Annotated in this window: 25 protein-coding genes; 5 read left to right on the top strand and 20 right to left on the bottom strand. The window is 75.5% G+C overall.

Annotation, left to right across the window (positions count from 1 at the left end; all coding sequences use genetic code 11):
• The first annotated feature begins 32 nt into the window (after window positions 1-32).
• Window positions 33-857 (top strand): endonuclease/exonuclease/phosphatase family protein, encoded by an 825-nt coding sequence (locus ACFPZN_RS46250; protein WP_378289688.1) that lies wholly within the window; start codon window positions 33-35, stop codon window positions 855-857.
• On the opposite strand, the gene ACFPZN_RS46245 is transcribed toward ACFPZN_RS46250, so the two are convergent.
• From ACFPZN_RS46245 to ACFPZN_RS46200, 10 genes are all read right to left on the bottom strand, one after another.
• Window positions 851-1,906 carry a Gfo/Idh/MocA family oxidoreductase gene (locus ACFPZN_RS46245; RefSeq protein WP_378289687.1) on the bottom strand — a complete coding sequence of 352 codons (1,056 nt, stop codon included), beginning with the start codon at window positions 1,904-1,906 and terminating at the stop codon, window positions 851-853. The genes ACFPZN_RS46250 and ACFPZN_RS46245 overlap by 7 nt on opposite strands.
• Window positions 1,907-1,977: 71 nt before the next feature.
• Window positions 1,978-3,120 (bottom strand): acyl-CoA dehydrogenase family protein, encoded by a 1,143-nt coding sequence (locus ACFPZN_RS46240; RefSeq protein ID WP_378289686.1) that lies wholly within the window; start codon window positions 3,118-3,120, stop codon window positions 1,978-1,980.
• Window positions 3,117-5,414, bottom strand: coding sequence for a molybdopterin-dependent oxidoreductase (locus ACFPZN_RS46235; protein WP_378289684.1), 2,298 nt, complete (start codon window positions 5,412-5,414; stop codon window positions 3,117-3,119). The genes ACFPZN_RS46240 and ACFPZN_RS46235 overlap by 4 nt, the downstream gene beginning before the upstream one ends.
• On the bottom strand, window positions 5,411-5,827 hold the full coding sequence (locus ACFPZN_RS46230; protein WP_378289682.1) for a 4Fe-4S binding protein: 417 nt from the start codon (window positions 5,825-5,827) through the stop codon (window positions 5,411-5,413). Before ACFPZN_RS46230 ends, ACFPZN_RS46235 begins: the two co-directional genes overlap by 4 nt.
• Window positions 5,824-7,416 carry an FAD-binding protein gene (locus ACFPZN_RS46225; RefSeq protein WP_378289680.1) on the bottom strand — a complete coding sequence of 531 codons (1,593 nt, stop codon included), beginning with the start codon at window positions 7,414-7,416 and terminating at the stop codon, window positions 5,824-5,826. Before ACFPZN_RS46225 ends, ACFPZN_RS46230 begins: the two co-directional genes overlap by 4 nt.
• Entirely contained in the window at window positions 7,413-8,201 is a 789-nt protein-coding gene (locus tag ACFPZN_RS46220; RefSeq protein WP_378289678.1) for an ABC transporter ATP-binding protein, read from the bottom strand. Before ACFPZN_RS46220 ends, ACFPZN_RS46225 begins: the two co-directional genes overlap by 4 nt.
• Window positions 8,201-9,184, bottom strand: coding sequence for an NrtA/SsuA/CpmA family ABC transporter substrate-binding protein (locus tag ACFPZN_RS46215; protein WP_378289675.1), 984 nt, complete (start codon window positions 9,182-9,184; stop codon window positions 8,201-8,203). Before ACFPZN_RS46215 ends, ACFPZN_RS46220 begins: the two co-directional genes overlap by 1 nt.
• A 78-nt stretch (window positions 9,185-9,262) precedes the next feature.
• On the bottom strand, window positions 9,263-10,057 hold the full coding sequence (locus ACFPZN_RS46210; protein WP_378289673.1) for an ABC transporter permease: 795 nt from the start codon (window positions 10,055-10,057) through the stop codon (window positions 9,263-9,265).
• A complete protein-coding gene (locus ACFPZN_RS46205) occupies window positions 10,054-11,040 on the bottom strand; it encodes an ABC transporter substrate-binding protein (RefSeq protein ID WP_378289671.1) in 987 nt (328 codons plus the stop codon). The genes ACFPZN_RS46210 and ACFPZN_RS46205 overlap by 4 nt, the downstream gene beginning before the upstream one ends.
• 35 nt (window positions 11,041-11,075) lie before the next feature.
• Window positions 11,076-12,245: an LLM class flavin-dependent oxidoreductase gene (locus ACFPZN_RS46200; RefSeq protein ID WP_378289668.1), complete on the bottom strand. Its 1,170-nt coding sequence runs from the start codon at window positions 12,243-12,245 to the stop codon at window positions 11,076-11,078.
• A gap of 92 nt (window positions 12,246-12,337) precedes the next feature.
• Here ACFPZN_RS46200 and ACFPZN_RS46195 point away from each other — a divergent pair, with 92 nt between their 5' ends.
• Window positions 12,338-12,841, top strand: coding sequence for a cupin domain-containing protein (locus ACFPZN_RS46195; RefSeq protein ID WP_378289666.1), 504 nt, complete (start codon window positions 12,338-12,340; stop codon window positions 12,839-12,841).
• Window positions 12,838-13,647 (top strand): IclR family transcriptional regulator, encoded by an 810-nt coding sequence (locus ACFPZN_RS46190; RefSeq protein ID WP_378289664.1) that lies wholly within the window; start codon window positions 12,838-12,840, stop codon window positions 13,645-13,647. The genes ACFPZN_RS46195 and ACFPZN_RS46190 overlap by 4 nt, the downstream gene beginning before the upstream one ends.
• 57 nt (window positions 13,648-13,704) lie before the next feature.
• Here the strand turns inward: ACFPZN_RS46190 and ACFPZN_RS46185 are convergent, their stop codons facing one another.
• Window positions 13,705-14,499 carry a class II aldolase/adducin family protein gene (locus tag ACFPZN_RS46185; RefSeq protein ID WP_378289661.1) on the bottom strand — a complete coding sequence of 265 codons (795 nt, stop codon included), beginning with the start codon at window positions 14,497-14,499 and terminating at the stop codon, window positions 13,705-13,707.
• Window positions 14,500-14,698: 199 nt separating this feature from the next.
• Between ACFPZN_RS46185 and ACFPZN_RS46180 the strand changes: the two genes are divergently transcribed.
• Both ACFPZN_RS46180 and ACFPZN_RS46175 read left to right on the top strand, forming a co-directional pair.
• Window positions 14,699-15,877, top strand: a complete 1,179-nt coding sequence (locus ACFPZN_RS46180; RefSeq protein WP_378289659.1) for an RsbRD N-terminal domain-containing protein — start codon at window positions 14,699-14,701, stop codon at window positions 15,875-15,877.
• Window positions 15,874-16,725 (top strand): LLM class flavin-dependent oxidoreductase, encoded by an 852-nt coding sequence (locus tag ACFPZN_RS46175; RefSeq protein WP_378289657.1) that lies wholly within the window; start codon window positions 15,874-15,876, stop codon window positions 16,723-16,725. The genes ACFPZN_RS46180 and ACFPZN_RS46175 overlap by 4 nt, the downstream gene beginning before the upstream one ends.
• Window positions 16,726-16,750: 25 nt before the next feature.
• Here ACFPZN_RS46175 and ACFPZN_RS46170 read toward each other — a convergent pair whose 3' ends face one another.
• From ACFPZN_RS46170 to ACFPZN_RS46130, 9 genes are all read right to left on the bottom strand, one after another.
• Window positions 16,751-17,146, bottom strand: coding sequence for a YkvA family protein (locus ACFPZN_RS46170; protein ID WP_378289655.1), 396 nt, complete (start codon window positions 17,144-17,146; stop codon window positions 16,751-16,753).
• Window positions 17,147-17,183: 37 nt separating this feature from the next.
• The gene (locus ACFPZN_RS46165; RefSeq protein WP_378289653.1) at window positions 17,184-17,723 is read right to left on the bottom strand and encodes a hypothetical protein; all 540 of its coding nucleotides are present in this window, start codon (window positions 17,721-17,723) and stop codon (window positions 17,184-17,186) included.
• Between the two features lie 104 nt (window positions 17,724-17,827).
• Window positions 17,828-18,682 carry a helix-turn-helix domain-containing protein gene (locus ACFPZN_RS46160; protein ID WP_378289651.1) on the bottom strand — a complete coding sequence of 285 codons (855 nt, stop codon included), beginning with the start codon at window positions 18,680-18,682 and terminating at the stop codon, window positions 17,828-17,830.
• A 58-nt stretch (window positions 18,683-18,740) separates the two neighbouring features.
• Window positions 18,741-19,490 (bottom strand): hypothetical protein, encoded by a 750-nt coding sequence (locus ACFPZN_RS46155; protein ID WP_378289649.1) that lies wholly within the window; start codon window positions 19,488-19,490, stop codon window positions 18,741-18,743.
• Window positions 19,491-19,649: 159 nt separating this feature from the next.
• On the bottom strand, window positions 19,650-21,056 hold the full coding sequence (locus ACFPZN_RS46150; RefSeq protein WP_378289647.1) for an aldehyde dehydrogenase family protein: 1,407 nt from the start codon (window positions 21,054-21,056) through the stop codon (window positions 19,650-19,652).
• 114 nt (window positions 21,057-21,170) lie between these two features.
• Complete coding sequence (locus ACFPZN_RS46145; RefSeq protein ID WP_378289645.1) at window positions 21,171-21,674, bottom strand: hypothetical protein; 504 nt, start codon at window positions 21,672-21,674, stop codon at window positions 21,171-21,173.
• 104 nt (window positions 21,675-21,778) lie between these two features.
• Window positions 21,779-22,393: a hypothetical protein gene (locus ACFPZN_RS46140; protein ID WP_378289643.1), complete on the bottom strand. Its 615-nt coding sequence runs from the start codon at window positions 22,391-22,393 to the stop codon at window positions 21,779-21,781.
• 12 nt (window positions 22,394-22,405) lie between these two features.
• Window positions 22,406-23,005: a hypothetical protein gene (locus ACFPZN_RS46135; protein WP_378289641.1), complete on the bottom strand. Its 600-nt coding sequence runs from the start codon at window positions 23,003-23,005 to the stop codon at window positions 22,406-22,408.
• A 125-nt stretch (window positions 23,006-23,130) separates the two neighbouring features.
• The coding region (locus ACFPZN_RS46130; protein ID WP_378289639.1) for a DUF6077 domain-containing protein at window positions 23,131-24,782 on the bottom strand (1,652 nt) is incomplete at its 5' end.

Below are 24,782 nucleotides of genomic sequence, written 5' to 3'. Positions count from 1 at the left end.
TCCCCGCGCCGCCGTCATGGCAGGCTCGGCGCATGGACTACGACATCGAGCGGCCGTACGGCCCGCTGATCGAGACGACGGCGCGGGTGGCGTCGTGGAACGTGTGGGCGCGCCACGGCCCCTGGCCGGAGCGGGAACGCGCGATCATCGCCGTGCTCGCCGCCGCGGCCCCCGACATCGCGGTGCTGGTGGAGGCATGGGAGGACGGCGCGGAGACGCAGGCCGTCCGGCTGAAGGAGGCACTGGGGCTGCCGCACCACCGGTTCGGCGGCGCCGACCCGGCGTCCGGGGTGGCGATCCTGTCGCGCTGGCCGCTGACCAGGTGGGACATGCGGCGGCTCGGCGGCGCGGAGCTGACCGTCGCGGACGCGGGGCTGGCGGTGTTCGCCCGGGCGGAGGGGCCGCGCGGCCCGGTGCAGGTGTTCGGGGTCGCGCTCGGCTGGAAGCTCGGCCACAGCCGGCAGCGGCAGGAGCAGGTGCGCGACCTCGGCGCGTTCGTGCGGTCGGCGGCGGGCCACGAGGCTCCGGTGGTCGTCTGCGGTGATTTCAACGCGCCCCCCGACAGCGACGAGATCCGCATGCTGACCGGCCGTGCCGCGGTGGCGGCGCCGGGCGTGGTGTTCTACGACGCCTGGGAGGCGGCCGGCGACGGCACGCCCGGACACACCTGGTCGGGCGCCAACCACTGGACGAAACCGGTGCTGTGGCCCGATCGCAGGATCGACTACGTCTTCTCAGCCTGGCCCCGGGCGGGCGGTGCGGGGCATCCCGTCCACTGCGAACTGCTGGGCACCGAGCCGGTGGACGGCGTCATCGCCTCCGACCACTACGGCGTGCTCGCCGACCTCCGCTACTGACCCGCCCCCGGCCCCCCGGCGTGCTCGGCGGCCTGCTCGATGGCGGTCTCGATGATCTCAAGGCCGATGATCGCGTCGTCGAGGGCGACCGGGGGAGGGGCGTCGCCGCGCAGGGCCCGGGCCACCTCGGCGTAGAAGTCCTGGTACGCGCCCGGGAGGGTGGGCTCCGGGCGGTCGGCCGTGGGCGTGCCCAGGCGGCCGTACGCCTCGGGCGGCGCCTGCCCCCAGCCCGCGTCCTTCGGGGTGCGGCCGGCGCGCAGCGCCTTCTCCTGGCCGTCCATGCCGGAGACGGTGTACGCGGCGTCCGACCCCAGCACCCTGAAACGCGGCCCGAGCTGGGCGGCGGTCGCGCTCATCCACAGGTGCGAGCGGACCCCGCCGTCGTGGGTGAGGGCGAGGAAGACGTCGTCGGCGGTGGCCGCGCCCGGACGGCGGACGTCGATCTCGGCGTAGACCCCGCGCGGGCGCCCGAACAGGGTGATCGCCTGGTCGATGAGGTGGGAGCCCAGGTCGAAGAGGATGCCTCCCGCGTCGAGCGGGTCCGTGCTCTCCTTCCACCCGGCCGAGACCTCGGGACGCCAGCGCTCGAAACGGGACTCGAAACGGCGCACGCCCCCGAGGGCGCCGTCGGCGACGAGCCGCCGCAGGGTGCGGAAGTCGCCGTCCCAGCGCCGGTTGTGGAACGGGATGACCGGCAGCCCGCGCACGGCCGAGAGCGCCGCCAGGGAACGGGCCTCGTCGGCGGACGCGGCGACCGGCTTGTCCACCACCACCGGGAACCCGGAGGTCAGCGCGGTACGGGCGAGCGGGGCGTGCTGCCGGTTGGGCGCGGTGACCACGACCAGGTCGTAGTCCTCGGGCGTCTCCCACAGCCGGTCGGCGCTGTCCAGGACCTTCGTCCCGGGGTAGCGGCGCCGCGCGGCCTCCTGCCGCCCGGGGTTCCTCGTGACGACGGCGGAGAGCCGCAGGTCGGACACCGCGTCGATGAGCGGCGCGTGGAACACCGCGCCGCCGGTGCCGTAGCCGATGAGTGCCACCCGCAATGCCATGCGCCGATCATTTCGCACGTCCCGGGGCCGGGTGCGCGCCGGGTCCGTCTCAGTGCCGTCTCAGGGCTTCTTCAGGGGGTCAGGGCGGTGCTCCCGGCGTCGAGGAGGATGGTGTCGTCCTGCGGCGTGTGGATCCGGCTGCACAGCACGTTGCGGTAGTGCCGTTCCAGCGGGTTGCGGCGGGACAGCCCGGGGTTGCCGGTCAGGGAGAGCGCCAGCTCGACGGCCTGCATGGCGTTCCCGGTGACGGTGTGCTTGATCAGCCCGGCCCGCGCGGTGTCGGGCGCGGTCAGCAGGGCGTCGTTGGCCAGCAGCAGCCCCTCGACGCGGCCGACCGCGGTCTGGAAGCGCGGCAGCGTCGCCAGCGGCCTTCCGAGGTTGGACGGGGCGCGCTCGTTGAGGTAGCCGACCAGCCAGTCGCGGGCGGCGCGGGCGACGCCGTCGTAGATCGCCGTGATCAGCAGCGCGTTCCAGAAGGCGACCCAGGGCGCCGGGCGGGACGGGCGGCCGGTCGCGGGCGCCAGCTCGACGGCGTGGCCGGCGGGCACGGTGACGCCCTCCAGGATCACGTCGTCGCTGCGGGTGGCGCGCATGCCCAGGTGGTCCCAGGTCGGCTCGACGCGGTAGCCGGGCGTGCCCGCCGGGACCAGGAACGATCCGGCGGACGGCTCGTCGCCCGCGGTGCGGGCCCAGACCAGCAGCCAGCGCAGCCCGGGGATCCCGGTGGAGTAGATCTTGTGGCCGCGCAGCGTCCAGCCGTCGCCGGTCCGCTCGGCGACGGTGCCGGGCAGGCCGCCGCGGGCGGGGGTGCCCAGGTCGGGCTCCACCCGCAGCCCGTTGATCAGCGCGACCCCCTCCAGGGAGCTGCGCTGCACCTCGGCGCGGACGCCGGGCGGCCAGGCGTTGTCCGGGTGCCGCAGCGCCGCGTGGTTGATCAGGTGCATGGCCAGGACGAGCGCGACCGACGGGTCGGCCGCCCCGACGGCGCGGACGACCCGGATCGCCTCGGGCAGGTCGGCGCCGCCGCCGCCCAGTTCGGCGGGCACGGTCAGGTTCAGCGTCCCGGCCCGGTGCAGCGCCTCGAACGCCTCGAACGGGAACGAGGCGTCGCGGTCGTGCTCCGCGGCCCGGTCGGCGATCCCGGCGAGCGCGTCCTCGAACGCGGCGGAGGCGCCCGGGGCGGCGGGGGCGGTCGTCTCGGCGGGCAGGGTCATCGCGGTCTCCTGACGATGGGCGGCGGTGCGGTGTGGCGGAGCGGCGGGAGCGGGCCGATGTGGCGTTCGACCTGGACGAACGCGTGCTGCCCGCTGCACCCCTGCGACAGCACGGAGGTCGGGGCGTCGGCGGTGAGGACGTTCGGGTTGCCGTGCACGCACAGGCCGCCGAGGTCGTCGGCGGGGTCGTACCAGGCGCCGGTGGCGAGCTGGACGACGCCGGGCCGCAGCGCGTCGCTGAGCCGCGCGCCCGCCAGGCAGGCCCCGAGGTCGTTGAACACCCGGACCACGTCGCCGTCGGCGATGCCGCGGGCGCGGGCGTCGGCGGGATGGATCCGGATCGGCTCCCGTCCGGAGACCTTGGAGTCCCGGCTGGTGGCGCCGGGGTCGAGCTGGCCGTGCAGCCGGGTGGCGGGCTGGTTGGCGATCAGGTGCAGGGGGTGGCGGCCGGTGGGGCGGCGGCGCGGCGGCAGCCACGCCGGGTGGCCCGGGCAGTCGGCGTACCCGAAGGCCGCGATGACCTCGGAGATGAGCTGGATGCGGCCGCTGGAGGTGTCGAGCGGACGGCCCTCGGGGTCGGCGCGGAAGTCCGCGAACAGCGTGCGGTGCTCCGGGCCGGACGGCAGGACGTACTCGCCGGCCTCCCAGAACGCGGCGAACCCGGGGACGTCGTGCCCCCGCGCGACCAGGTCCTCCCGCCAGGTCTCGTACAGGTGCTCCAGCCACTGCCGGACGGTGCGGCCCTCGGTGAACGCCTCGGCCGCGCCCCCGCCCAGCCGCCGCGCCAGCCCCGCGAGGATCGCGTGGTCGTCGCGGGCCAGGCCGAAGGGCGCGGCGGCGCGCCGCATCGCGATCAGGTGGGTGTCGCGCCGCCCGCCGCCGATGTCGTCGCGCTCCAGCGTGGTCGTCACGGGAAGGACGATGTCGGCGTGCCGGGCCGCGGCCGTCCAGTACGGCTCGTGCACCACCACCGTGGCGGGCCGGCCGAACGCGCGGCGCAGGCGCCCGAGGTCCTGGTGGTGGTGGAACGGGTTGCCGCCCGCCCAGTACACCAGCCGGACGTCCGGGTAGGTCAGGCGCAGCCCGTCGTAGTCGTAGGTTTCGCCCGGACGCAGCAGCATGTCCGCCACCCGCGCGACCGGGATGAAGGTCGCGACCGGGTTCTCGCCCTGGGGGAGATGGGGGAGCCGCAGGTCGGGGCCGTGGTCGCCGACGTCGCCGATGGAGCCGTAGCCGTGCCCGAACCCGCCGCCGGGCAGGCCGATCTGGCCGAGCATCGCCGCCAGCGCCAGCCCGGCCCACACTGGCTGCTCGCCGTGCTCGATCCGCTGCAGCGACCAGGTCACGGTGACGAGCGTGCGCGTCGCGGCCATCCTCCTGGCCAGCCCGACGATCGCGTGCGCGGGGACGTCGCAGATCGCGGCCGCCCAGCGGGCGTCCTTGGGCGTGCCGTCGGAGGCCCCGCGCAGGTACTTCTCGAAGTCCTCGAAGCCGGAGCAGTACCGGTCGAGGAACGCCCGGTCGTGCAGGCCCTCCGCCAGCAGCGTGTGCGCGAGCCCGAGCATCAGCGCGGCGTCGGTCCCCGGCCGGATCGGGTACCAGCGTGCCGCCGCGCTCGTGGGCGCGTCGTCGCGCAGCGGGCTGACCAGTGCCACCTCGACTCCGGCGGCGCCGAGCGACTCCAGCGCGGCCGAGGAGGCGTGCCGGGTGACGCCGCCGGGGGTGACCGCGACGTTCTTGGCGGGCAGCCCGCCGAAGGCGACCAGCAGCCGGGTGTTCGCCAGGATCGACGGCCAGCTCGAGCCGCGCCGCAGCACCGCTCCGGCGTCGCCGACCAGGTGCGGCAGCAGCACCAGCGAGGTGCCCAGGCTGTAGGAGTTCCGGGAGGAGGTGTAACCGCCGATGATGTTGAGGAAGCGGTGCAGCTGGCTCTGCGCGTGGTGGAACCGCCCGGCGCTGGACCAGCCGTAGGAGCCGCCGTAGACCGCCTCGTTGCCGTGCTCGCGCCGCACCCGGTCCAGCTCGCCCGCCACCAGGTCCAGCGCCTGATCCCAGCCGACCTCGACGAACTCCTCGCGGCCGCGCCGGTCGGAGGGGCCCGGGCCGTTCTCCAGCCAGCCGCGCCGGACGGCGGGCGCCGCCACGCGGGTGCGGTGCCGGGCCGCCGCCGCCACGTTCCCCAGCAGCGGCGAGGGAGCCGGGTCCTCCGGATGCGGCCGCACCAGCAGCGCTCCATCGGTTCCGGTGGCGACCTGGTACGCACCCCAGTGCGAGGTCGTCGTGGACCACTTCATGAGGTCTCCTCCTCCGCGACGTCCCCGCCATGATCGCCCGGACGCGGCGGGCCGGGATGCGGCGGGGCCTCGCCGAGCAGCCGGTACGCGGTCGCGAAGATCTCGCCCATCCGCCAGCTCTCGTTGGGATGGGCGCGGCGGTGGCGGCCCCACCCGGAGTCGCGCCGGTACTGCCCCGGCCAGTCGGTGCCGGCGATCTCCTCCTCACGCGCCGCGACGGGACGACGGCAGTCGGGGTCCACGTACAGCGTGTCCGCCGGGCAGTAGAGCTTGCACATGAAGCAGGTCTGGCAGTCGGCCTGCCGCGCGATCACCGGGACGCCGCCGGGCCCGGTGTCGAACACGTCGGTCGGGCACACCCGCACGCACAGATCGCACCCGACGCAGCGGTCGGCGAGCACCAGCTCGATCATGACGGCCCCACCGGAAGCGGGCGGGTCCTGACTTCCGCCAGGCCGCCGACGGCGACGCGGTGGGCGCGGGCCGGGTCGGCGCCCGGCGCGTCCACCCGCCAGTGCATGCCGCGCGACTCCCGCCGGTGCAGGGCCGCGGCCTTCACCCACCGGCCCATCGCGACCAGCGCCGCCGTCTCGCGCGCCCGCACGGCGGCGCGCTCGGCCCCGGGCCCCGGCGCGGCCGCCAGGTGGTCGCCGATCTCGCGCCACGCCGAGTCGAGGAGGCCGGCGGACGCGCGCAGGCCCGCCTCGCTGCGGAACATGTTCTTGCCGTAGGCGTTGAGCTCCTCCCGCACCAGGTCCGTGATCGCGTCCGCGTCCACGGCTGCGGTGGCCCTGGCCGGGCGCAGACCGGCGCGGCCCGCCGGGCGGGCCGGGCCGCCGTGCGGTCCTGAGCGGGCGTGCCGCACGGCCGCCGCGCCCGCCCATGTCCCGGACGACACCGCCCACGCCGAGTTGGGGGAGCCGCCGCCCGACACCGCCCCCACGATGTGCTCCCGGGATGCCACGTCCCCGGCGGCGAACAGGCCCGGGACGCCCGCCGAGCAGCCGGCGCCCGTCACCGCGATGCCGCCCGTCCCGCGGACGGTCCCCTCGCCGAGCAGGGTCACCTCGAACAGGTCGGTGAACGGGTCGATGCCGCGCGGCGCGAACGGCAGCAGGAAGTTCGGCTGGACCAGGTGGATGACGCGGCGGACCTCGTCGGGGGCGCGGTCGAGCCGGGCCCGGACCGGGCCGCGCTGCATGGCCCGGCCCAGCGCCCGCATCCGCCCGTGCTGTCCGGCGGGCAGCTCGATCTCCGCGCCGTCGGCGTCGACGTAGGTGCCGAACATGTACGACATCGAACGGGCCATCGTGGAGTAGGCCGGCGCGAGCGTGTAGTAGTTGGAGAATTCCATCCCGCTGAGGGCAGCCCCGGCCTCGGCCGCCATCAGGTGGCCGTCCCCGGTGTTCCCGCGCGAGCCCAGCAGGTGGGACCGGAACGTGGTGCCTCCGGTGGCGAGGACCACCGCGCCCGCGCGGATCCGCCAGCGCCCGCCCTCCCGGCGCCGCACGCCCGCGGCGCCCGCCACCGAGCCGTCGTCGCGGACCAGCAGCTCCAGGGCGGGGTGGTGGTCGAGGATCCGCACGCCCGAGCGTCGCGCCAGGCCGCGCATGGCGCGCAGGTACTCGGGGCCCCGGACGTTCTGGGCGCGGTCGGGGGCGCCGTCGGGTCCCTTGGGGAAGGGGTAGCGGCCGTCCAGGTCCGGGAGGCGCTGCCAGGTGGTGCGCAGGACGCGCAGCGCCCATTCGGGATCGGACAGGCCCGCGGCGCCCTCCTGGCGCTCGGCGACGGCGCGCCGCCAACGGCCCGGAGGGACGAACCAGTGTGTGACCCCGGCCGTCGCGGTGACCCCGCTCGTGCCGCAGTAGCCCTTGTCGACAAGGATGACCGAGCCGCCCTCCCGAGCCGCCGACAGCGCCGTCCACGTCGCCGCCAGGCCGCCGCCGACGACCAGCACGTCGGCCCGCGCCTCGAGCGCGGCCCGCCCGCCGGGGCGGGTCACGCGCCGCCCTCCCCGGCACCGGCCGCCTCGCCGCCCTCGGAGCCCGTGTCCTCGGTCACGCCCAGCTCGGCCAGGAGGGTGGCGCGCAGCCGCTGGAACTCCGGGTCCTGGCGGCCGCCGCCGCGCGGCGCGGTGATCGCGTGCTCGGCGGCCAGCCGGCCGTCCCGCATGGTCACCACCCGCTCGGCCAGCAGGATCGCCTCGTCCACGTCATGGGTGACCAGCAGCACGGCGGGCCGGTGCCGGTCGACCAGGCGGCGGACCAGGGTGTGCATCTTGATCCGGGTCAGCGCGTCGAGGGCGGCGAACGGCTCGTCCAGCAGCAGCAGCTCCGGGTCGCGGACCAGCGCCCGGGCGAGCGCGACGCGCTGGGCCTCGCCGCCCGACAGCGTGCGCGGCCAGGCGTTCACGTGCGAGGCCAGGCCGACCTCCTCCAGCGCCTCCTCGGCCGCCCCGCGCGCGTCGCGGTCGCGCAGGCCGATCGCGACGTTGCGCCAGACGCGCCGCCAGGGCAGCAGCCGGTGCTCCTGGAACACCACCATCCGCCGCTCCGGGACGCGCAGCGCGCCGCCGTCGGGACGGTCGATCCCGGCCAGCAGCCGCAGCAGGGTGGTCTTGCCGCAGCCGCTCTTGCCGATGAGCGCCACGAACTCGCCGCGGCCGATGGACAGGTCGAGGCCGTCCAGCACGGTCCGCGCCCCGAACGCCCGCACCAGCCCGTCGACCTGGACGGGCGGCTGGACGGGCCGCCGGGCGGGCGGGGCGGTGAGCGTGTCGCCGGCCATCACAGCTTCACCGTGTGCTCGGCGATGTCGATCTTCCCGGAGAGGATCCTGCGCTCGGTGAGCCAGTCGGCGCCCCACTGGAGCTGCCGGATCCCCTCGTCGTTCATCAGCGTGAGGTTCTGCCGGGTGCGGTGCCGGACGATCTGCGCGACCACCTCCGGCGGATACTTGGACACGTCGTTGCCCAGCTCGATGCCCTCCTTGAAGTGGTCGTTCTGCCACTGCTGCTCGACCTGGAACGCCTTGATGACGGCCCGGACCGTGTCGGGGTGCTTCTCGGCGTACTCGCGCCGCACCAGGAACGACCGGAAGTCGATCTGCCGCTCCAGCTCGTCGCCCTCCACGAAGATCGCCCTGGCGCCGTGCCTGATCTCCGCGATCTCCCGGAAGCCCTCCCAGATCGACCAGGCGTCGATCTTCCCGGAGGCGAACGCGGCCGCGGCCTCCGGCGGGTTCATGTACAGCACCTTCACCCGGTCCCGCGGCACCTTGTACTTCTCCAGCGCCGCGACCAGCAGGAACTCGCCCAGTCCGGCCTTGTTGACGGCGACCGTGCGGCCCGCGAGGTCGGCGACCTTCGCGATGCCCGAGCCGGTCCGGGCCAGGACGGCGGTGGTGCGCGGCTCGGTGGTCGCCCACGCCACGTACACCAGGTCGGCGCCGGAGAGGATGGCCTGGTCGGCGGGGGTGCTGCTGCCGCCGAAGCTGAAGTCGGCGGTGCCGGTGGCCACCGCCTGCAGGGTGGGGGCGTGGTTGGGGAAGGGGCCGATCCACTTCACCGTGATGCCCTGGGACCTGAGCGTGCGGTCCAGCACGCCGCGGATCTTGGGGACGGAGATGTTGCCGTGCGTGAGCCGTACCGTGCTCGCCGAGCCGCCGCCCGTCCCGCCGTCCGCGGAACCGCAGCCGGTCAGCGCGGCCAGCGCGCCGAGCCCGGTGGCCGTCAGCACGGTCCGGCGGGTGACGCGGGGATGTTCGATCAATGTGGGTCAACTCCAGGGGACGGGGCACGGAACGGGGCGGCGGAGGGCGACGGGGTGCTGGGGCGGCGGCGGGCGGGGTCAGGCGCTGAGGCCGGCGTAGGTGGCGTGCCAGCTCAGCAGCCGCCGTTCCAGGAGCCGGGCGAGCAGGTCGCAGGCGATGCCGATGACCGCGTACAGCACCACCACCAGCACGATCACGTCGACCTGCAGGAACTCGCGGGCGTTGGTCGCCATGAAGCCGATCCCGGCGGTGGCGCCGATGGTCTCCGCGATGACCAGGGCCAGCCAGGCGTGGGTGAGCGAGAGCCGCAGCCCGCCCAGGATGGAGGGCAGCGCGCCGGGCAGGATCACCCAGCGGACCCGTTCCAGCCGGCCCTGCCCCACGACCCGGCTCATCTCCAGCAGCCTGGGGTCGATCTGCCGGATGCCCAGCACGGTGTTGAGGTAGAGCGGGAACGCGGTGCCCAGCGCGATCAGGAAGATCTTGCCGGACTCGCCCACCCCGAACCACACGATGACCAGCGGCAGCACGGCCAGGAAGGGGATGGCGCGGACCATCTGGACGCTGCGGTCCACCAGCGCCTCGGCCACCCGCGACAGCCCGACCGCCACGCCCAGCGCGAGCCCGGCCGAGGTGCCGATGGCGAAGCCGGACGCCGCGCGGCGCAGGCTGGCCAGCAGGTGCCGGGGCAGTTCCCCGTTGGCGGTGAGCTCGGTGGCGGTGGCCGCGACGGTGCTGGGTGCCGGCAGCACCTGCGTGGGCAGGACTCCGCCGCGGGCCAGGGCCTCCCAGAGCGCCAGCACGCACACCGGCGCGAGCCAGGAGACCGTCCTGTACGGGAACGTGCGGGGCAACGCGATCGACGTGCTCACGGTGCCGCCGCCAGGTTCCGGTAGACGTAGGGCCCGAGGTCGCGGCGGCCGCTGACCACGCCCGCCGTCACCCAGGTGTCGTGGGTCCGCTGCAGCTGCCCGGCGAACGCGTCGTCCATCGCCAGCCGCCGGTACTTGGCCTCCTCCGGCTGCACCTGGGCCGCCACCGACTCCGGCTGCCCGGCGAACTCGGCGAACCACCTGGTGAACGGCCCGGGGTTCTGCCTGCCCCAGGCGTAGCCCTTGTCGACGCGTTCGGCGAAGTCGGCCATCGCCTTCACCTTGCGGCCGTCGCCGAGGGCGGTGTCGGTCGCGCTGAGCACGTACAGGCCCGCGTTGATGCCCCGGCCGTCGAGCAGCACCCGCGCGCCGAGCTGCCCGCGCGTGCGCGCCGCGAAGACGCCCCAGGTCACCCAGGCGTCCAGGCGCCCGGTGGAGAACGCGGCGCTGGCGTCGGCGGGGGCGAGGTAGTTGAGCTGCACCTCGTGCGCGCCCACACCGGCCTGCTTGAGCGCCCCGAGCAGCAGGTAGTGGGCGACGCTGCCCTTGGTGCTGGGGGAGACCCGCTTGCCCCTCAGGTCGGCCACGCTCCGGACGGGGCTGTCCTTGGGCACCAGGATGTAGGTGCCGGTGCCGCCGTTGCTCCAGGCCGCCACCGCCTTGATCTTCGAGCCGCCGGCGATGGCGGCGACGGTCGGCGAGTCGGCGGCGCCGCCGATGTCGACGGCCCCGGCGCGCAGCGCCTCGTGCAGGTGCAGCGCGGCGGGGAAGCGGGACCACTGGATCTTGTACGGCAGGTCGTCCAGGAGCCCGGCCGCCTCCAGCCGCGACTGCGTGATGCCGGTCTGGTCGCCCACCCGGAGGGTGACACCGCCGGACGCCCCGTCCGTCGCGCCGGCCGGGCCCGTCCCGCACGCGGCGGCGGCGAGCGCGAGCACGGACGCGCCGAGCGCGGCGGTGAGGGCCTGTCGCCGGTTGCGCATCTGCTTCCTCTCCCTGGTCGGTGCGGCCGGCGCGCTCACCGGGCGGCGGTCTCGGACCCGGCCCCTGCCCCGGTGCTCTGCAGGGGGTCGTTGCGGGAGTCGCCGGGACGGGACGCCTCGCGCGCGGCGAGCTCGGAGCGCACCAGGGGCAGCAGCCGGCGGCCGTAGTCCACCGCGTCCTCCAGCGGCTCGTAGCCGCGGATCAGGATCGTGGTCACGCCGATGTCGATGTAGTCCAGCAGCGCCTGGGCCACGGTCTCCGGGCTGCCGACCAGGGCCGTGGAGTTGCCCGCCGCGCCGGTCGCCCGCGCCGTGGCCGTCCACAGCGCGCGGTCGTGCCGCTCGCTCTTGTCCGCCGCGGCCAGCAGCCGGTGCGACCCGACGCCGCGCTCGTCGGCGGGGTAGCCCGACAGCATCGCCCCGTCGCGGCCGGTCGGCGAGGTCCGGCCCTCGATGGTGGCGAGGATGCCGTGCGCCCGCTCCCAGGCCTCCTCGTCGGTACGGCCCAGGATCGGCCGGAACGACACCGAGATGCCCAGCTCGCCGGGGTCGCGCCCGTGGGCCGCCGCCGAGGCGCGCACCGAGGCGATCTGCTCGGCGGTCTCGGCCAGCGGCTCGCCCCACAGCGCGTACACGTCGGCGTGCCGGCCGCCGACCCGGTAGGCGTCCGCGGAGGAGCCGCCGAAGTAGATCGGCAGCCGCCCGCGCACCGGCTTGACCTTGGAGTGCGCGCCCTCGAAGCGGTAGAACTCGCCCCCGTGGTCGATCGGCCCCTCCGCGGCCCACACCCGCCGGACGATCTCCAGGTACTCGTCGGTGCGGCGGTACCGCTCCGGCTTGCCCGCGTAGTCGCCGTCGCGGCGCTGCTCGGTGTCGCTGGCGCCGCTGATCACGTGCAGCGCCAGCCGCCCGCCGGTGAACCGGTCGAGGGTGGCCAGCTTGCGCGCGGCCAGGGTGGGCGAGACGAAGCCGGGGCGGTGGGCCAGCAGCAGGCCGAGCCGATCGGTGTGCGCGGCGGCGTACGAGGCGACCGAGAAGCCGTCGGCGTCCCAGGAGTGGTAGCCGATCAGCACGCGGTCGAATCCGGCCTCCTCGTGCGCCCGGGCGAACTCGCGGGTGTAGCCGGGATCGATCTCCGGTCCCCGGGGCGGCCGGATTTCGGACGCGTCCGCCGTCCGGATCATCCCGATGAACTCGACCGTCATAACCGGCCCTCCCATATCGCGGTGTCGATGTGCCGCATTGTAGTAATCTCTACTAATAAGGTCAAGATACTAGAGAATGCGAGAATCGGACCGTGACCGACGACACCTGGACCTCGGAGCCGGCGCGCGGGGCGCGCACGGCGGGCACGGCGGCCTGGCACGGGCGGATCGAGCACGTCCGCGGCGGCGAGCTGGGCTCCTACACCGCGCAGACCTCGGGGATGCGGCGCTTCGAGGCGATCTCCGGCACGACCGTCGGCTCCGCGCGGCTCTGGATGGGCCGCACCCATGTCGGCCCCGCCACCAACTCCGGCGACCACCACCACGGCGAGGCCGAGACCGCGATCTACATCGTCTCCGGGCACCCGGTGTTCGTGTTCGCCGAGGGCGACCGCGAGGTGCGGGTGAAGACCGAGCCGGGCGACTACATCTTCGTGCCGCCCTACGTCCCGCACCGGGAGGAGAACCCCTCCGCCGACGAGGAGGCGGTCGTGGTCATCGCGCGCAGCACGCAGGAGGGCATCGTGGTCAACCTGCCCAGCCTGTGGGCCGAGGTGGAGCGCCCCGGCGACCACGACGCCGGCGCGGGCACATGACGGAGGTCCCCGGCGGGAACGGGGGAACCGGGGGCGAGGCGGCGGGCGCGGCGTCCGCCCGGCCGGGCACGCAGGCGGTGGACCGGGCGATCGCCGTGCTCCGCTCGTTCGAGAGCGCGCCGCAGCAGACGCCCACGCAGATCGCGCACCGGCTGGGCCTGACCGTCAGCACCGCGCACCGCATCGTCCGCGCCCTGCACGCCGCCGGCATGCTGGGCCGCGACCCGCGCACCGACCGCTACTTTCTCGGCCCCGCCACCGCCATCCTCGGACGGCTCGCGCTGGAGCGCATGGGCACCACGCTCATGCAGCCCGAGCTGACCGCGCTGCGCGACGAGACCGGCGAGGCGGTCAGCCTGGGCGTGCGCGTCGGCGACGAGGTGGCCGTGCTGGTGCAGATCCCCTCGGTGCACCCGCTGCGGTACGACCAGGAGCCCGGCGCGCGCAACCCGATCCACGTGTGCGCGATGGGCAAGGCGCTGCTGGCCTACGACGACGCGCGGGTGTCCATGGCCGAGCCGTACCGCCGCTTCACCCCCGCGACGATCACCACGCGGGCCGGGCTGGACGCCGAGCTCGGCCGCATCCGGCGCCGCGGGTACGCCACCAACGACGAGGAGCGCATCGTCGGCGTGCGGGCGCTGGCCGCGCCGATCCGCGGCCCGGCCGGGCAGGCGGTCGCCGCCGTGACGCTGCAGGGGCCCGCGGTGCGCTTCACCGACGAGCGCCTGCCCGACCTTGCCAAGGCCGTGACGGCGACCGCCGAACGGCTGACCGGGCTGTACGCGGGCGCGGGCCTGACCTGAGACCGCCCGCGGCCGCGTACGGCCCGGCCCTGCCCGGTGCCGCGGCCGATCGGCCGGTCAGTCGAACAGGTCGGGCTGCTCGCGGGTGATCTGGTCGAACAGCGGCTGGTAGTTGATCCACCCGACCAGGTCGTTGCCGATCTGCTGGTGGGTCAGCGCCGCGTTCTCGTGCTCGATCGGCACCACCTGGCCGGCCGCCTTGGCCAGCAGCTGCACCTGGCACGAGCGCTCCATGGTGATGAACCACCAGGCGGCCGCGTCCACCGAGTCGCCGACGGTGAGCAGGCCGTGGTTGCGCAGGATGACGGCCTTGTGGTCGCCGAGGGCCGCCGCGATGCGCTTGCCCTCCTCCAGGTCGGTCACCACGCCGGTGTAGTCGTCGAACAGCCCGTGGTCCTGGTAGAACGCGCACACGTCCTGGGTGATCGGCTCGAGCCTCTGCCCGAGCGCCGAGATCGCCCGGCCGTGGGTGGAGTGGCTGTGCGCGGCGGCCACCACGTCGGGACGGGCCTGGTGCACCTGCGAGTGGATGGCGAAGGCCGCCTCGTTCACCGGATAGCGGCCCTCGACGACCTGCCCCTGGTGGTTGACCAGGATCAGGTCGCTGACCTTGATGTGCTTGAACGACATCCCGAACGGGTTCACCCAGAAGTGGTCGGTGTGCTCGGGGTCGCGGGCGGTGATGTGGCCGGCCACGCCCTCCTCGAAGCCGAACTTGCCGAAGACGCGCAGCGCCGCGGCCAGCCGCTCCTTGCGGTGCCGCCGCTCCTCCTCCACGGTCTCGAACGTCGGCGGCAGCCGGAAGATCAGGTCGGTCGCGAGCTTGTCGAGGAACTTCTCGTCGTCGGACATGGGGCGGCTCCTTCGGGACGAGCCCCGGGCGGGCTCGGGCGCGGGTCCACGGTGGCTGGCTCGGGGAGCGGGCCGGCTAGTCGTGCCACCGGCTCGCCTGACCACACCGAACCCCACCCGGGGCGGGCTCGTCTAGGCTGGTCGGGGTCAAGGGGCGTGGCGGTGGTTGTCCGCGCGGGACAACCGTGGCGGAGGGGCGATGGCGGACGTCGAGGGCTTCCTCCGGCTGCTGGCCGCCCGCACCGACGACCCCGAGCTGCTGGAGTCCACGGTGCGCGCCGCCCGCGGCAGGTCCGAGCTGGTCGCGGCGCTGCCCGAGGAGGAGACCCGGCGCCACACCCGCGCCCTGGTCCAGGGCGTGCGGGCCGCGCTGGAGGGGGGCGGCGAGCCCGGCGAGGAGGTGCTGGCCGCCGCCGAGCGGCTCGGCTCCGACCGGGCCCGGCAGGGCGTGCCGGTCGCCGCGTTCCTGGACGGCTTCCAGGCCGGCCGCGCCCACCTGGTCGGCGCGCTGATCGAGGAGGGCCGGCGGCTGCGGGTCCCCGCCGAGGCGCTGCTGGACGGCGTCACCCGCATCGACGCGATCACCACCGCGCTGGTCCACCGGATGGTCCACGCGCACCGGATCACCGAGCTGGAGATGGCCCGCACCGCCCGCGAGGGCCGCCTCCAGGCGCTGCGGCAGCTGCTGCACGGGGAGCCCGCGGCCGTCCCGGCGCCGCTCGAACCGGGCGGGACGTACCACTGCGTGGTGTCCGACATCAGCGATCCCGCCGTCGCGGGGCGGCTGGAGGGGGTGCTGACCTCGGCGGGACCGGCCCTGTGCGGGCTGGTGGACGGCCGGCTGGCCGGCCTGGTCGCCCGGCTGCCCGATCCGGCGCTGCTGCGCGGCCTCGCCCGCCCCCAGGGGACGGGCCATCCGCTCCTGGTGGCCTCGCCCGCCGTCCGCCCCGCCGCGGTCGCGCCGCTCTACCGGCTGGGCCGCCGCGCGCTGCGCGCCGGGGCCGCGTCCGGGCTGACCGGGCTGCGGCCCCTCGCCGACCTCGCGCTGGTCACCGCCGCCGAGGGCGAGGCGGAGCTGGGACGGCTGCTGGCCGCCCGCCTGCTGGACGGGCTGGACCCCGTCGACCCGTTCCACCGCGAGCTGGCCGAGACCGCGCTGGCCTTCCTCGACCACGGCGGCCGCATCGAGCCCACGGCCGCCGCGCTGCACGTCCACGGCAACACCGTCAAGTACCGGCTGCGGCGCTTCCACGAGCTGACCGGCGGCACCCTCGCGCCCGCCGCGCCCCCGGCCGGCGCGGTCGCGCACACGGTGCACTGGTGGTGGGCGCTGCGCGAGTGGATCAGGCGCCCGCCGGGTGATGGGATGGGCGCATGAAGATCAGCACCGTGATGTGGCCGGAGCGGTCGTGGCCCGAGGCGGGCGACGAGTGGCGCCGCGCCGAGGACCTCGGCTTCACGACCGCGTGGGTGTACGACCACACCGCCTGGCGGGGCGCCACGCCCTGGTACGACGCGTACACCACCCTGGCCGCCGCGGCCGCGGTGACCTCCCGGGTCCGGCTGGGCACGCTGGTCACCTCGCCCAACTTCCGGCATCCCGTGCCGACCGCGCACGCGGCCAAGACCATCGACCACGTCAGCGGCGGGCGGCTCACGCTCGGCATCGGCTCCGGTGGCGTCAACCGGACCTCCGACGGCGGCATCCTCGGCGGCCAGGAGTGGACGCCGCGCGAGCGCGCCGCCCGCTTCGCCGAGTGGGTGGGGCTCCTCGACCGGCTCCTGACCGGGCCGGAGACCACGGCGGAGGGCGAGTACTACTCCGCCCGCGAGGTCGTCACCGGGCCCGGCTGCGTGCAGCGGCCGCGGGTGCCGTTCGTGATCGCCGCCAACGGCCCCAGGGGGCTGCGGCTGGCCGCCCGGTACGGCTCCGGCTGGGTCACCAACGGCCGCCGCGACGGCGCCGCCCCGCTGGACGTCGTCCGGGAGCAGCTCGCCGGGCTGCGCGCGGCGTGCGAGGCCGAGGGCCGGGACTTCGGCGAGATCCGCCCGCTGTTCCTGACCGGGTTCACCGACGAGCCGTGGCTGGAGTCGCCCGGGGCGTTCGCCGACCTGGCCGGCCGCTACGGGGAACTGGGTTTCGACGAGATCGCGCTGCACTGGCCGCGGCCCGGCACCCCCTGGGACGCCGACATGAAGGTCTTCGAGGCCATCGCCGCGGGGTGACGCCGTCCCGGGCGCCCCGGGGCGGTCAGCCGTCCTCGAGCGGCCGGGCCCGCCGCCGCGCCATCTCCTGCCCGGCGGCGAGCACCAGCCACAGCAGCGCGCCGGCGTCGTCCACCACCCCGACCGGCAGGAACACGTCGGGGACCAGGTCGATCGGCGACACGATGTAGACGACCACCGCGATCATGGCGAAGATCTTGCCCTTGCCGGTGCGGTAGGGCGCCGGCGCGGCCCCCGGCCCCCGCGCGACGGCCCGCCGCGACGCCCGGCGCAGCCGCAGCAGGCCCGCGACGAGCAGCACGGCGCCGGCGACCATGACGGCGGCGCCCGCGGCGGTGAGGTCGACCCCGCCGAGCGAGCCGTCGGCGGTGAGCGCGAGCACGCCGCCCGCGACGAGGGCGGCGAGTCCGGCGACGATCATGGGGCACCTCCGGGGGGACGCCGGACCCGTGCCCGGCTCACATCCGGTATTGCCCGCCTTCCTCGCCCCATTCACCGAACGGCGGATCCTCTCCGGCGTCCAGGGCCGCGAACACCGGTTCGTCCAGGAGCACGAACACCAGCCGCCGCACCTCCAGCCGCCGGGCGGCCGCCGCGGTCGCGCCGAGGTCGGGCCCGGTCCCGGCGAACGCCAGGTCGGCTCGCTCCGCCCAGCCGGGGAACGCGGCGAACTCCGGCGCCCAGACGGCGGTGCGGTGGCCGGCGACGATCCGGTAGCCGTAGACCCCGCCGCCCGCCGGGAGCGGATCGACGTGCAGCGGACCGTGCCGGAAGGGCGCCACGGCGGGCGGGCGCATGCCCGTCTCCTCGGCGATCCGGTGCAGGCCGGGGTGCGCGCCGCCGTCGCGGACGAGCCAGGCGTGTACGTTCTCGGGCGGTTCGGAGCCCGCGCCGCCGTCGATCCCCACCCGGGTGTGGCCGTACTCGACGAGCAGGCCCGCCGGGGCGAACCGGGGCGACCGCGCCGCTCCGACACCGAGCAGGATCAGACGCGGCATACCTGGATCGATACCCCGGGACCGGCCCCGTCCACCCCCGGCCGGAGACGGACCGCCGCGGCGGTCGGCCAGGGCGGCCATGCCAGGGCGTTCACGCGGAGGCGTCAGGCCGGGGCCGGGACGAGGTCGGCGCCGACGTCGAGGGGCTGGGGCCGCAGCTGGGTCAGCAGCTCGGTCGGGGTGCAGCCCGCCAGCGCGCGGAACTCGCGGTTGAGATGGGCCTGGTCGTAGAAGCCGCAGCGGGCGGCGACGCCGGCCCAGCCGGGGTCGCCGCCGGCCAGCAGGTCCAGCGCCCGCTGGAAGCGCAGCACCCGGGCCATCACCTTGGGCGGCAGGCCGACCTGCTCCTTGAAGCGGTGGGTGAGATGCCTGCGGCTCCACCCGACCTCGCCCGCCAGCTCGGCCACCGGCGCCATTCCGCCGGTGGCCTCCAGCACCTGCCAGGCCCGGACGACCTCGGCGGCGGGGGAGGGGCCGATCTCCAGCCGGTGCAGCAGGAACCGGTCGAGAAGGTCGAAGCGTTCGGGCCAGCCCGGCTCCCCGGCGAGCCGCTCCACCAGCTCGCCGGCGGCGGGGCCGATCAGGTCGGCCAGCTCGACCGCGATGTTGGTGAGCAGCGCCATCGGAACCCCGAGCAGGGTGTAGGCGCCCAGCGGGGTGAGGTCGAGCTGGACGCCGCGCTGGCCGCCGGGATGCTCGTAGGAGCCGTGCGCGTCGTACAGGCCCGAGACGAACGTGCCGTAGTGCCCGGACCCGGCGCCCGGCACGGTGAGGCGGAGCGGCGTGCCCAGACTGATGATCACGACGGCGTGCCGGCCGGGCAGGGTGCGCATGCGGCTGGGGACGACGGTGTCCTCCCAGTAGCCGTCGTAGGAGGCCAGGAACGGGCGCAGCGCCGGATGCGGGCGCGCCTGCGCCAGCCGCCAGCCGCCGCGGTCCTCCATCCTGACTTCTCTCACCGGGCCAGTCTCGCACCCGCCACCGACAGAACACCCGGTCCGCGCGCGGGAGGCGGGGTCACTCGTACATCTGGCCGCACACCGCGATCCGGGCGAGGTCGCCCCAGGTCATGGTGGTGATCTCGCGCACGTACGAGCGGGCGGGCGGCGCGCCGTCGGCGGCGGGCAGCGGCACCCGGGCGCCGTCACCGGCGTCCCCGCCGCCCAGGCTCCCCGCCACGGCGCACTCCAGGTACGTGGCCGGGTCGAAGTTGTACCAGCGCCGCGGGGTCGCGCGGCGGCCCGTGCCGGGCGGGCGCGGCGCGTCCACGCCGAAGCGGGCCTGCGGCCCCGGCGGGTGGGCCAGGAAGTCCTCCAGGTCGGCGAGCTGGGAGAGGATCACCCGTTCCCAGTCGGCGTACCCGGCCGGCTCGTCACCCGGCAGCGACAGGTCCCGGGTGCTCCAGGCCGGGCGGTAGTCGGCGGGCGGCACCGCGGCCGCCGCCGAGAACATCGCCGCCACGTCGTCGGACTGGAGCCGCTCGCGACGGCTCAGCGGGCCGCTCACCTTCCACAGCGCGCGCAGGAACGCCGACAGCGACCACGACGCCGCCCGCGCCTCCTGGCCGAGCTGCAGGAAGTGCAGGTACAGCTCCCGGTTGGTGCGGACGGTCGGCGAGGACGGACCCGCCACCCAGTAGGTCTGCTTGTGCGGGACACCGCTCTCCATCGCCAGGACCTGGGCCAGGGCCGAGATCCGGGAGTCGTGCGAGGCCATGTGGACCTGGTTGCCATTGTCGTCCTGGCGCATGACGTCCCAGGTGTGCATCCGGCGCCCTCCGCGGTCGGGGATGTGGCGATTGCGGCCCCCGAGCAGAGAGTGTCCCATTTTCATGGTCGTCCACCAGTCGTGGCGCTATCACTTTCATCATCGGGGGATCCGTGCGGGGGCGGCCGCCCGGGAGCGCCGCGGACCGCGGCCCGGCGCTCAGTGCTTGGAGCGGTGGATCACCTGGATCTCGGTGAAGCCGTACAGGCCCCACGGGCCGTTCTCCACGCCGACGCCGCTCCACTTGAAGCCGCCGAACGGCTGGTGCGGGGCCAGCGCCAGGTGGGTGTTGACCCAGGCGGTGCCGCACTCCAGTTGCGCGGCGACCTCGGCGGCGCGGTCGGCGTCGGCGCTCCAGACCGAGCCGGACAGCCCGAAGTGGGTGCCGTTGGCGCGGGCCAGCGCCTCGTCCAGGTCGGTGTACTTGATGACCGGCAGGGCCGGGCCGAACTGCTCCTCGTCGACGATCCGGGCGCCGTCGGCGACGTCGGCGAGGATGGTCGGCTCGAAGAAGTAGCCGGGCCCGTCGACGGCCTTGCCGCCGGCCGCGGCCCGGGCGCCGCCCGCGATCGCGTCGGCGACCAGCTCGCTCACCCGCTCGAACTGCGGCCGGTTGTTGATCGGCCCGTACTCCACGCCCTCGGTCAGGCCGTCGCCGACCTTGGCCGCCGACGCCTTGGCGGCCAGCGCGTCGACCACGTCGCCGTACAGGGCCTCGGGGACGTACACCCGCTTGATCGCCGAGCAGACCTGCCCGTTGTTCATGAACGCGGCGCCGAACACCTTGTCGGCCACCGCCGCCGGGTCGGCGTCGTCGAGGAGGATCGCCGGGTCGTTGCCGCCCAGTTCCAGCGTCACCCGCTTGAGGTCGGGCGCGGCGGCCGCGGCCACCCGCTTGCCGGTGGCCACGCTGCCGGTGAAGCTGATCTTGCGCGGGATCTCGTGCCCGGTCATCCAGGCGCCCAGGTCGTCGCCGCCGGTGACCACGTTGAGCACCCCGGGCGGCAGCACGTCCCGCAGTGCCTCGCCCAGCTTCAGGCTGGACAGCGGGGTGAAGGGGGACGGCTTGAGCACCAGCGTGTTGCCGGCCAGCAGCGCCGGGGCGATCTTCCAGACCGCCAGCAGCAGCGGGTAGTTCCACGGGGTGATCGCGGCGACCACGCCCATCGGGCGGCGGACCACCTCGACCAGCGCGTTGTCGTCGTCCTGGATCACCTCGCGGGGCACCTCGAGGTCGGCGTAGTACTTGAGCCAGACCCCGGCGCCGACGACCTCCATGGTGGCGTCCTGCAGCGGCTTGCCCTGCTCCAGCGTGAGGACGCGGCCGATCTCCTCGGACTTGGCGAACAGGAGGTCGGCCGCGGCCTGGAGGGCCTTGCGGCGCGCGGTCTCGTCCCGCCGCCACTCGGGCAGCGCGTCGCGGGCCGCGGTCATCGCCTCGTCGAGCTGCTCGCGCGAGGCGTCGGGCGCCTGCTCGGCCACCTCTCCGGTGGCCGGGTTGACCACGCCGAACGTGCGCGGCGCGGTCACGGCCCGCCCGCCGATGGTCATCGTGAAGTCGGACACGTGGATCCTCCGGTTCGTGCGCCTACCGAATGACGTTCAGTATTCACCCCGGCGGCGCCTCGGGCCACCCCGAAGGCTCATCGGCACGGAACTCCCAGGTCGGCGGGCGGGCCTTCAGCGGGCGGGGCCGCCGGAGGCGGACGGCCCGCCGAACGCCGCGTCCAGCCAGGCGGACGCGGCGGCGGCGCTCTCCGGATGCCCCGCGTCCATGGCCAGCCGGGCGGCCGCGGCCGCGCCGGCGGTGTCGTCCCGGCGCAGCCGCAGGGTGCGGAGGTGGTCCCAGGCCACCCCGGTGAGCTCCGGATCGCCGCTGGCGGTGGCGGCCAGCGCGAGCCGCTCGGCCTCGGGCAGGTCGCCCTCGTCGGCCGCCAGCGAGGCCAGCCCGATCCGGGCCCACCCGGCCCGCACCGCCCCGCCGAACTCGACGGTCAGCTCGAACAGCGCCCTGGCCTCCCCGGGGCGCCCGGCCCGGCAGCGGTCCTGCGCGGCCCGGTGCACCAGGTCGACGGCGTCGCCCGCGCGTTCGGGCTCGCGCTCGGCGACGCGGCGCAACAGCGGCCGCACGGCCTCCGGCTCCTCCGCGCCCAGCGCCGCGACGAGTTCGGCCCACGACGACATTCCGGTTCCTCCGCCTCTAGATGATCACCGCGACCGCACAAGGTACACAGCGGCCGGGCCTTCCGGAGCGGGAACGCTGGAATCGCCCGGACGGGTGGACGGGATCAGAGGCCGAGCAGGCGGTTGACGAAGTCGCGGTAGTCGTGCAGCGCCAGGCGCAGCCGCTCGGTGTCGGGCGCCGTGCCGGGCGCGGTCTCCGGCGCGCCGTCGGGGGAGCCCTCGCCCCGCCCGCGACCGGACTCCTCCAGGGCGCGCTTGCGGTCGGCGAGGGCCTGGCCGACCGCGTTGACGATCTCGGCGGCCAGGTCGTCGGCCTCGCGCACGGCCGTGGCGGGATCGTCGACGAAGTCGCCCTGGATCCCGCGCAGGCGCAGGCGGAACGCGTCGGCCGCGGCGGCGGTCAGCAGCCGGTCGGCGCCCTGGTCGGTGGTGCGGTCGGCGGCGGGCTCGGGCGGGGGCGGGGGCGCCGCCGGGCGCGCGGCCTGGTTCCGTGCGGCCTGGTCTTCCGCGGCGGTCAGGTCCGGTTCCGCCGCGGCGCGGTCCGCTCCGGCGGCCGGCCGGTCCGGCGCCGTCACGGGCTCGCCCGGTGCCCCGGTCGGCCGGTCCGGTGCGGTGTCCTCCAGTTCGGAGGGGGGCGCGGGCCGCGCGGGAGCGGCCCCGGCGACCCGTACGTCGTCGCCCGTCGCCCTGCCTGCGGGGCCGGGGGGTGTGTTGGGCATGGTCATCTCTCGTCAGCTCCCCTGGGCCTTCTCGCCGTTGTGCCGCCCGGGAACGGCCGATCCTCCGGAACGTTCCCCTGCGGGGACGGCCAGCAGGTCCTCGAAGAGCACCCGGTAGTGCACCATGGCCTGCCGCAGGTCCTCGGTGCTGGCTCCCTGCTCGGAGGCGCGGGCGCTGATGTCGTGGCCCTGCCGGTAGTGGTCGAGGGTCCGGCCGTGCTCCACCGACAGGTGCTCGACCCGGTCGTCGAAGTCGCGGGTCGGGTATCCGCGCTCGCCCATGACGGTCGTCACCAGGCGGTCGGCCTGCTCGACGGCCGGGGCGGGGGCGTCCACGAAGCGCTCCTGGACGAGGACCCACTGATGGCGGTACTGCTCGCGCCGCTGCGGCTCCAGATCGTGCAGCTCCAGCTCCTCGTGCCGCCGCCGGCGGGACATCAGCTCGTGCTCGGCGGCGCCCCGGTTCCCGTGGCGCTCCACGGCACGGTCGTACTCGGGGCCGAACCGCCGGCGGAGCCCCCGGGTGCGGGCCCCGGCCCGCAGCGCGTACCCGGCCCCGGCCAGCAGAGCGATGATCACTACGGCGAGGACGACCATGAGGACGGTCGACATTGCTCCTCCCAGTGCTTACGGTCCAGCGCGGATGGTGCGACTGGACGATGCACCGCCGATGCCCCGACAAAAGCCTTCAAAACAGGCTCAGCGTCGGCAGCGGCCGGTTCGGCCGCGGCCGCGGATCAGGACCGTCCGGGAAAGACGCAGGTCAGACTGCCCGCGCGGGAGCGGTCGCCGTACCCCGCGGCCTCCAGCAGACGCAGCCCGTCCCGGTCCGACCGCCGCACGCAGGCGACCGTGACACCGGTCCGCCCCAGCGCGCCGCGCACCTGTCCCGCCGCCGGATCGGCGGCCCGCGGGGAGGTCACCAGCGTCGAGAGCATCAGCCGGTCGTCGATGAAGGAGCGGGGCGCGGGCACCAGCCTCAGGTAGTGGCTGTTGGGGTCGATGGCGTGGTCGGTGGTCGACAGGAGCGGCATCACGCGCATGTACTGCTTCGGCATCAGCGCCACCGCCGGCCCGTCCGCGCCGCGGGCCGCCTCCGCCCGCAGGACGGCCCGCGCGGTCGCCAGGTCCCGCGCCGAGATCTTCCAGGACGGGCGCTTCGCCACGGTCGTCCCGTTCTCCTTGGACCACAGCGGCACGCCCCCGGCCACCATCACCGCGCACAGCGCGACCGGGACGGCGGCGGCGAGCGGGCCGCGCGCCCTGGGCGAGGACAAGCGGGCGGGCAGCAGCCGCGCGGGCGGGCGGACCGCGGCCAGCAGCCCGACCAGCGCCGGCGCCGGGACCGTCCACAGCGTCCGCCACATCACCTGCGCCGCGCCGGTGGCGTCGGCGAGGAGGGCCAGCACGCCGGGCAGGAACAGCACGGTGGCCACCCCGGCGATCCCGGCCGCGATCAGGGCCGGGACCCCCGGCCGCGCCGTCAGCGAGCCGAGCCACAGGGCGCACCCGGTCACCACGCCCAGCGTCGCGCTCAGCAGGACCCACGAGTAGCTTACGGGCGCGTCGGTGAACGGGCCGATCACGTTGATGTCGTCGTGCAGCAGCACCACCGCGAGCCCCGCGCCCAGCGGGTACAGCATGGCCGCGCACGCCGCGGCGCCGGTGCGGACGCGCCCGCTCAGCACCAGCGGCCCGGCCACCGCGGCGGTGACCAGCGGCACCACCATGGTCGCCGAGGACGACAGCCCCACCGCGGCGATCCCGGCCGCCGCCGCCAGCGCCAGCGCGCCCGCCGTGCGCCGCTCCGCCCACCGGGTCAGGTAGACGTACAGCAGCGGCACCATGATCGAGACCATCATCGCCTTGCCCTGCCACATCCGCAGCAGGTGGAACGACCCCAGCGAGGCCTGCCCGACCCCCGACCACAGCAGGTACACCACGGCGACGCCGAAGCAGGCCGCCGCGCGGCGCGGCGCCCATCCGCGGACCAGCCGCCACAGCGCCCAGACGGCGACGAAGGTCACCGAGGGCAGCACCACGTACCAGAGGAAGGAGGTGGGGTGCATGCCCACCAGGCGTGCCAGCGATCCGGCGAGCACCTCGACCGAGGACACCGGCGGCTCGCCCGCGATCGGCCCGGTGGTGTGGGTGCTGAAGATGACGTCGTGCACGGGGATCCGGCCCTCGGTGGCGGTGGCCACGGAGCGGGACACGAAGTAGGCGTCGTCGCCGTCGGGGTTGACCGTGAACCAGGAGGCCACCGCGAACCCGGCGGCGGTGACGAGCGCGATCAGCGAGCCCCAGCGCTCCCCGAAGCCGCCTCCGGAGCGTGCGGCCGGCGGGACGGCGCCGTCGCGGGCCGGGCCGCGCTCCGCGGGCGGCGGCC

Origin of the sequence: Actinomadura rugatobispora, assembly GCF_042656285.1 — a bacterium.
GTDB classification, from domain to species: Bacteria; Actinomycetota; Actinomycetes; order Streptosporangiales; family Streptosporangiaceae; genus Spirillospora; species Spirillospora rugatobispora.
Note: the sequence above shows the minus strand (reverse complement) of the source record. Positions and strands in the feature narration are given on the sequence as shown.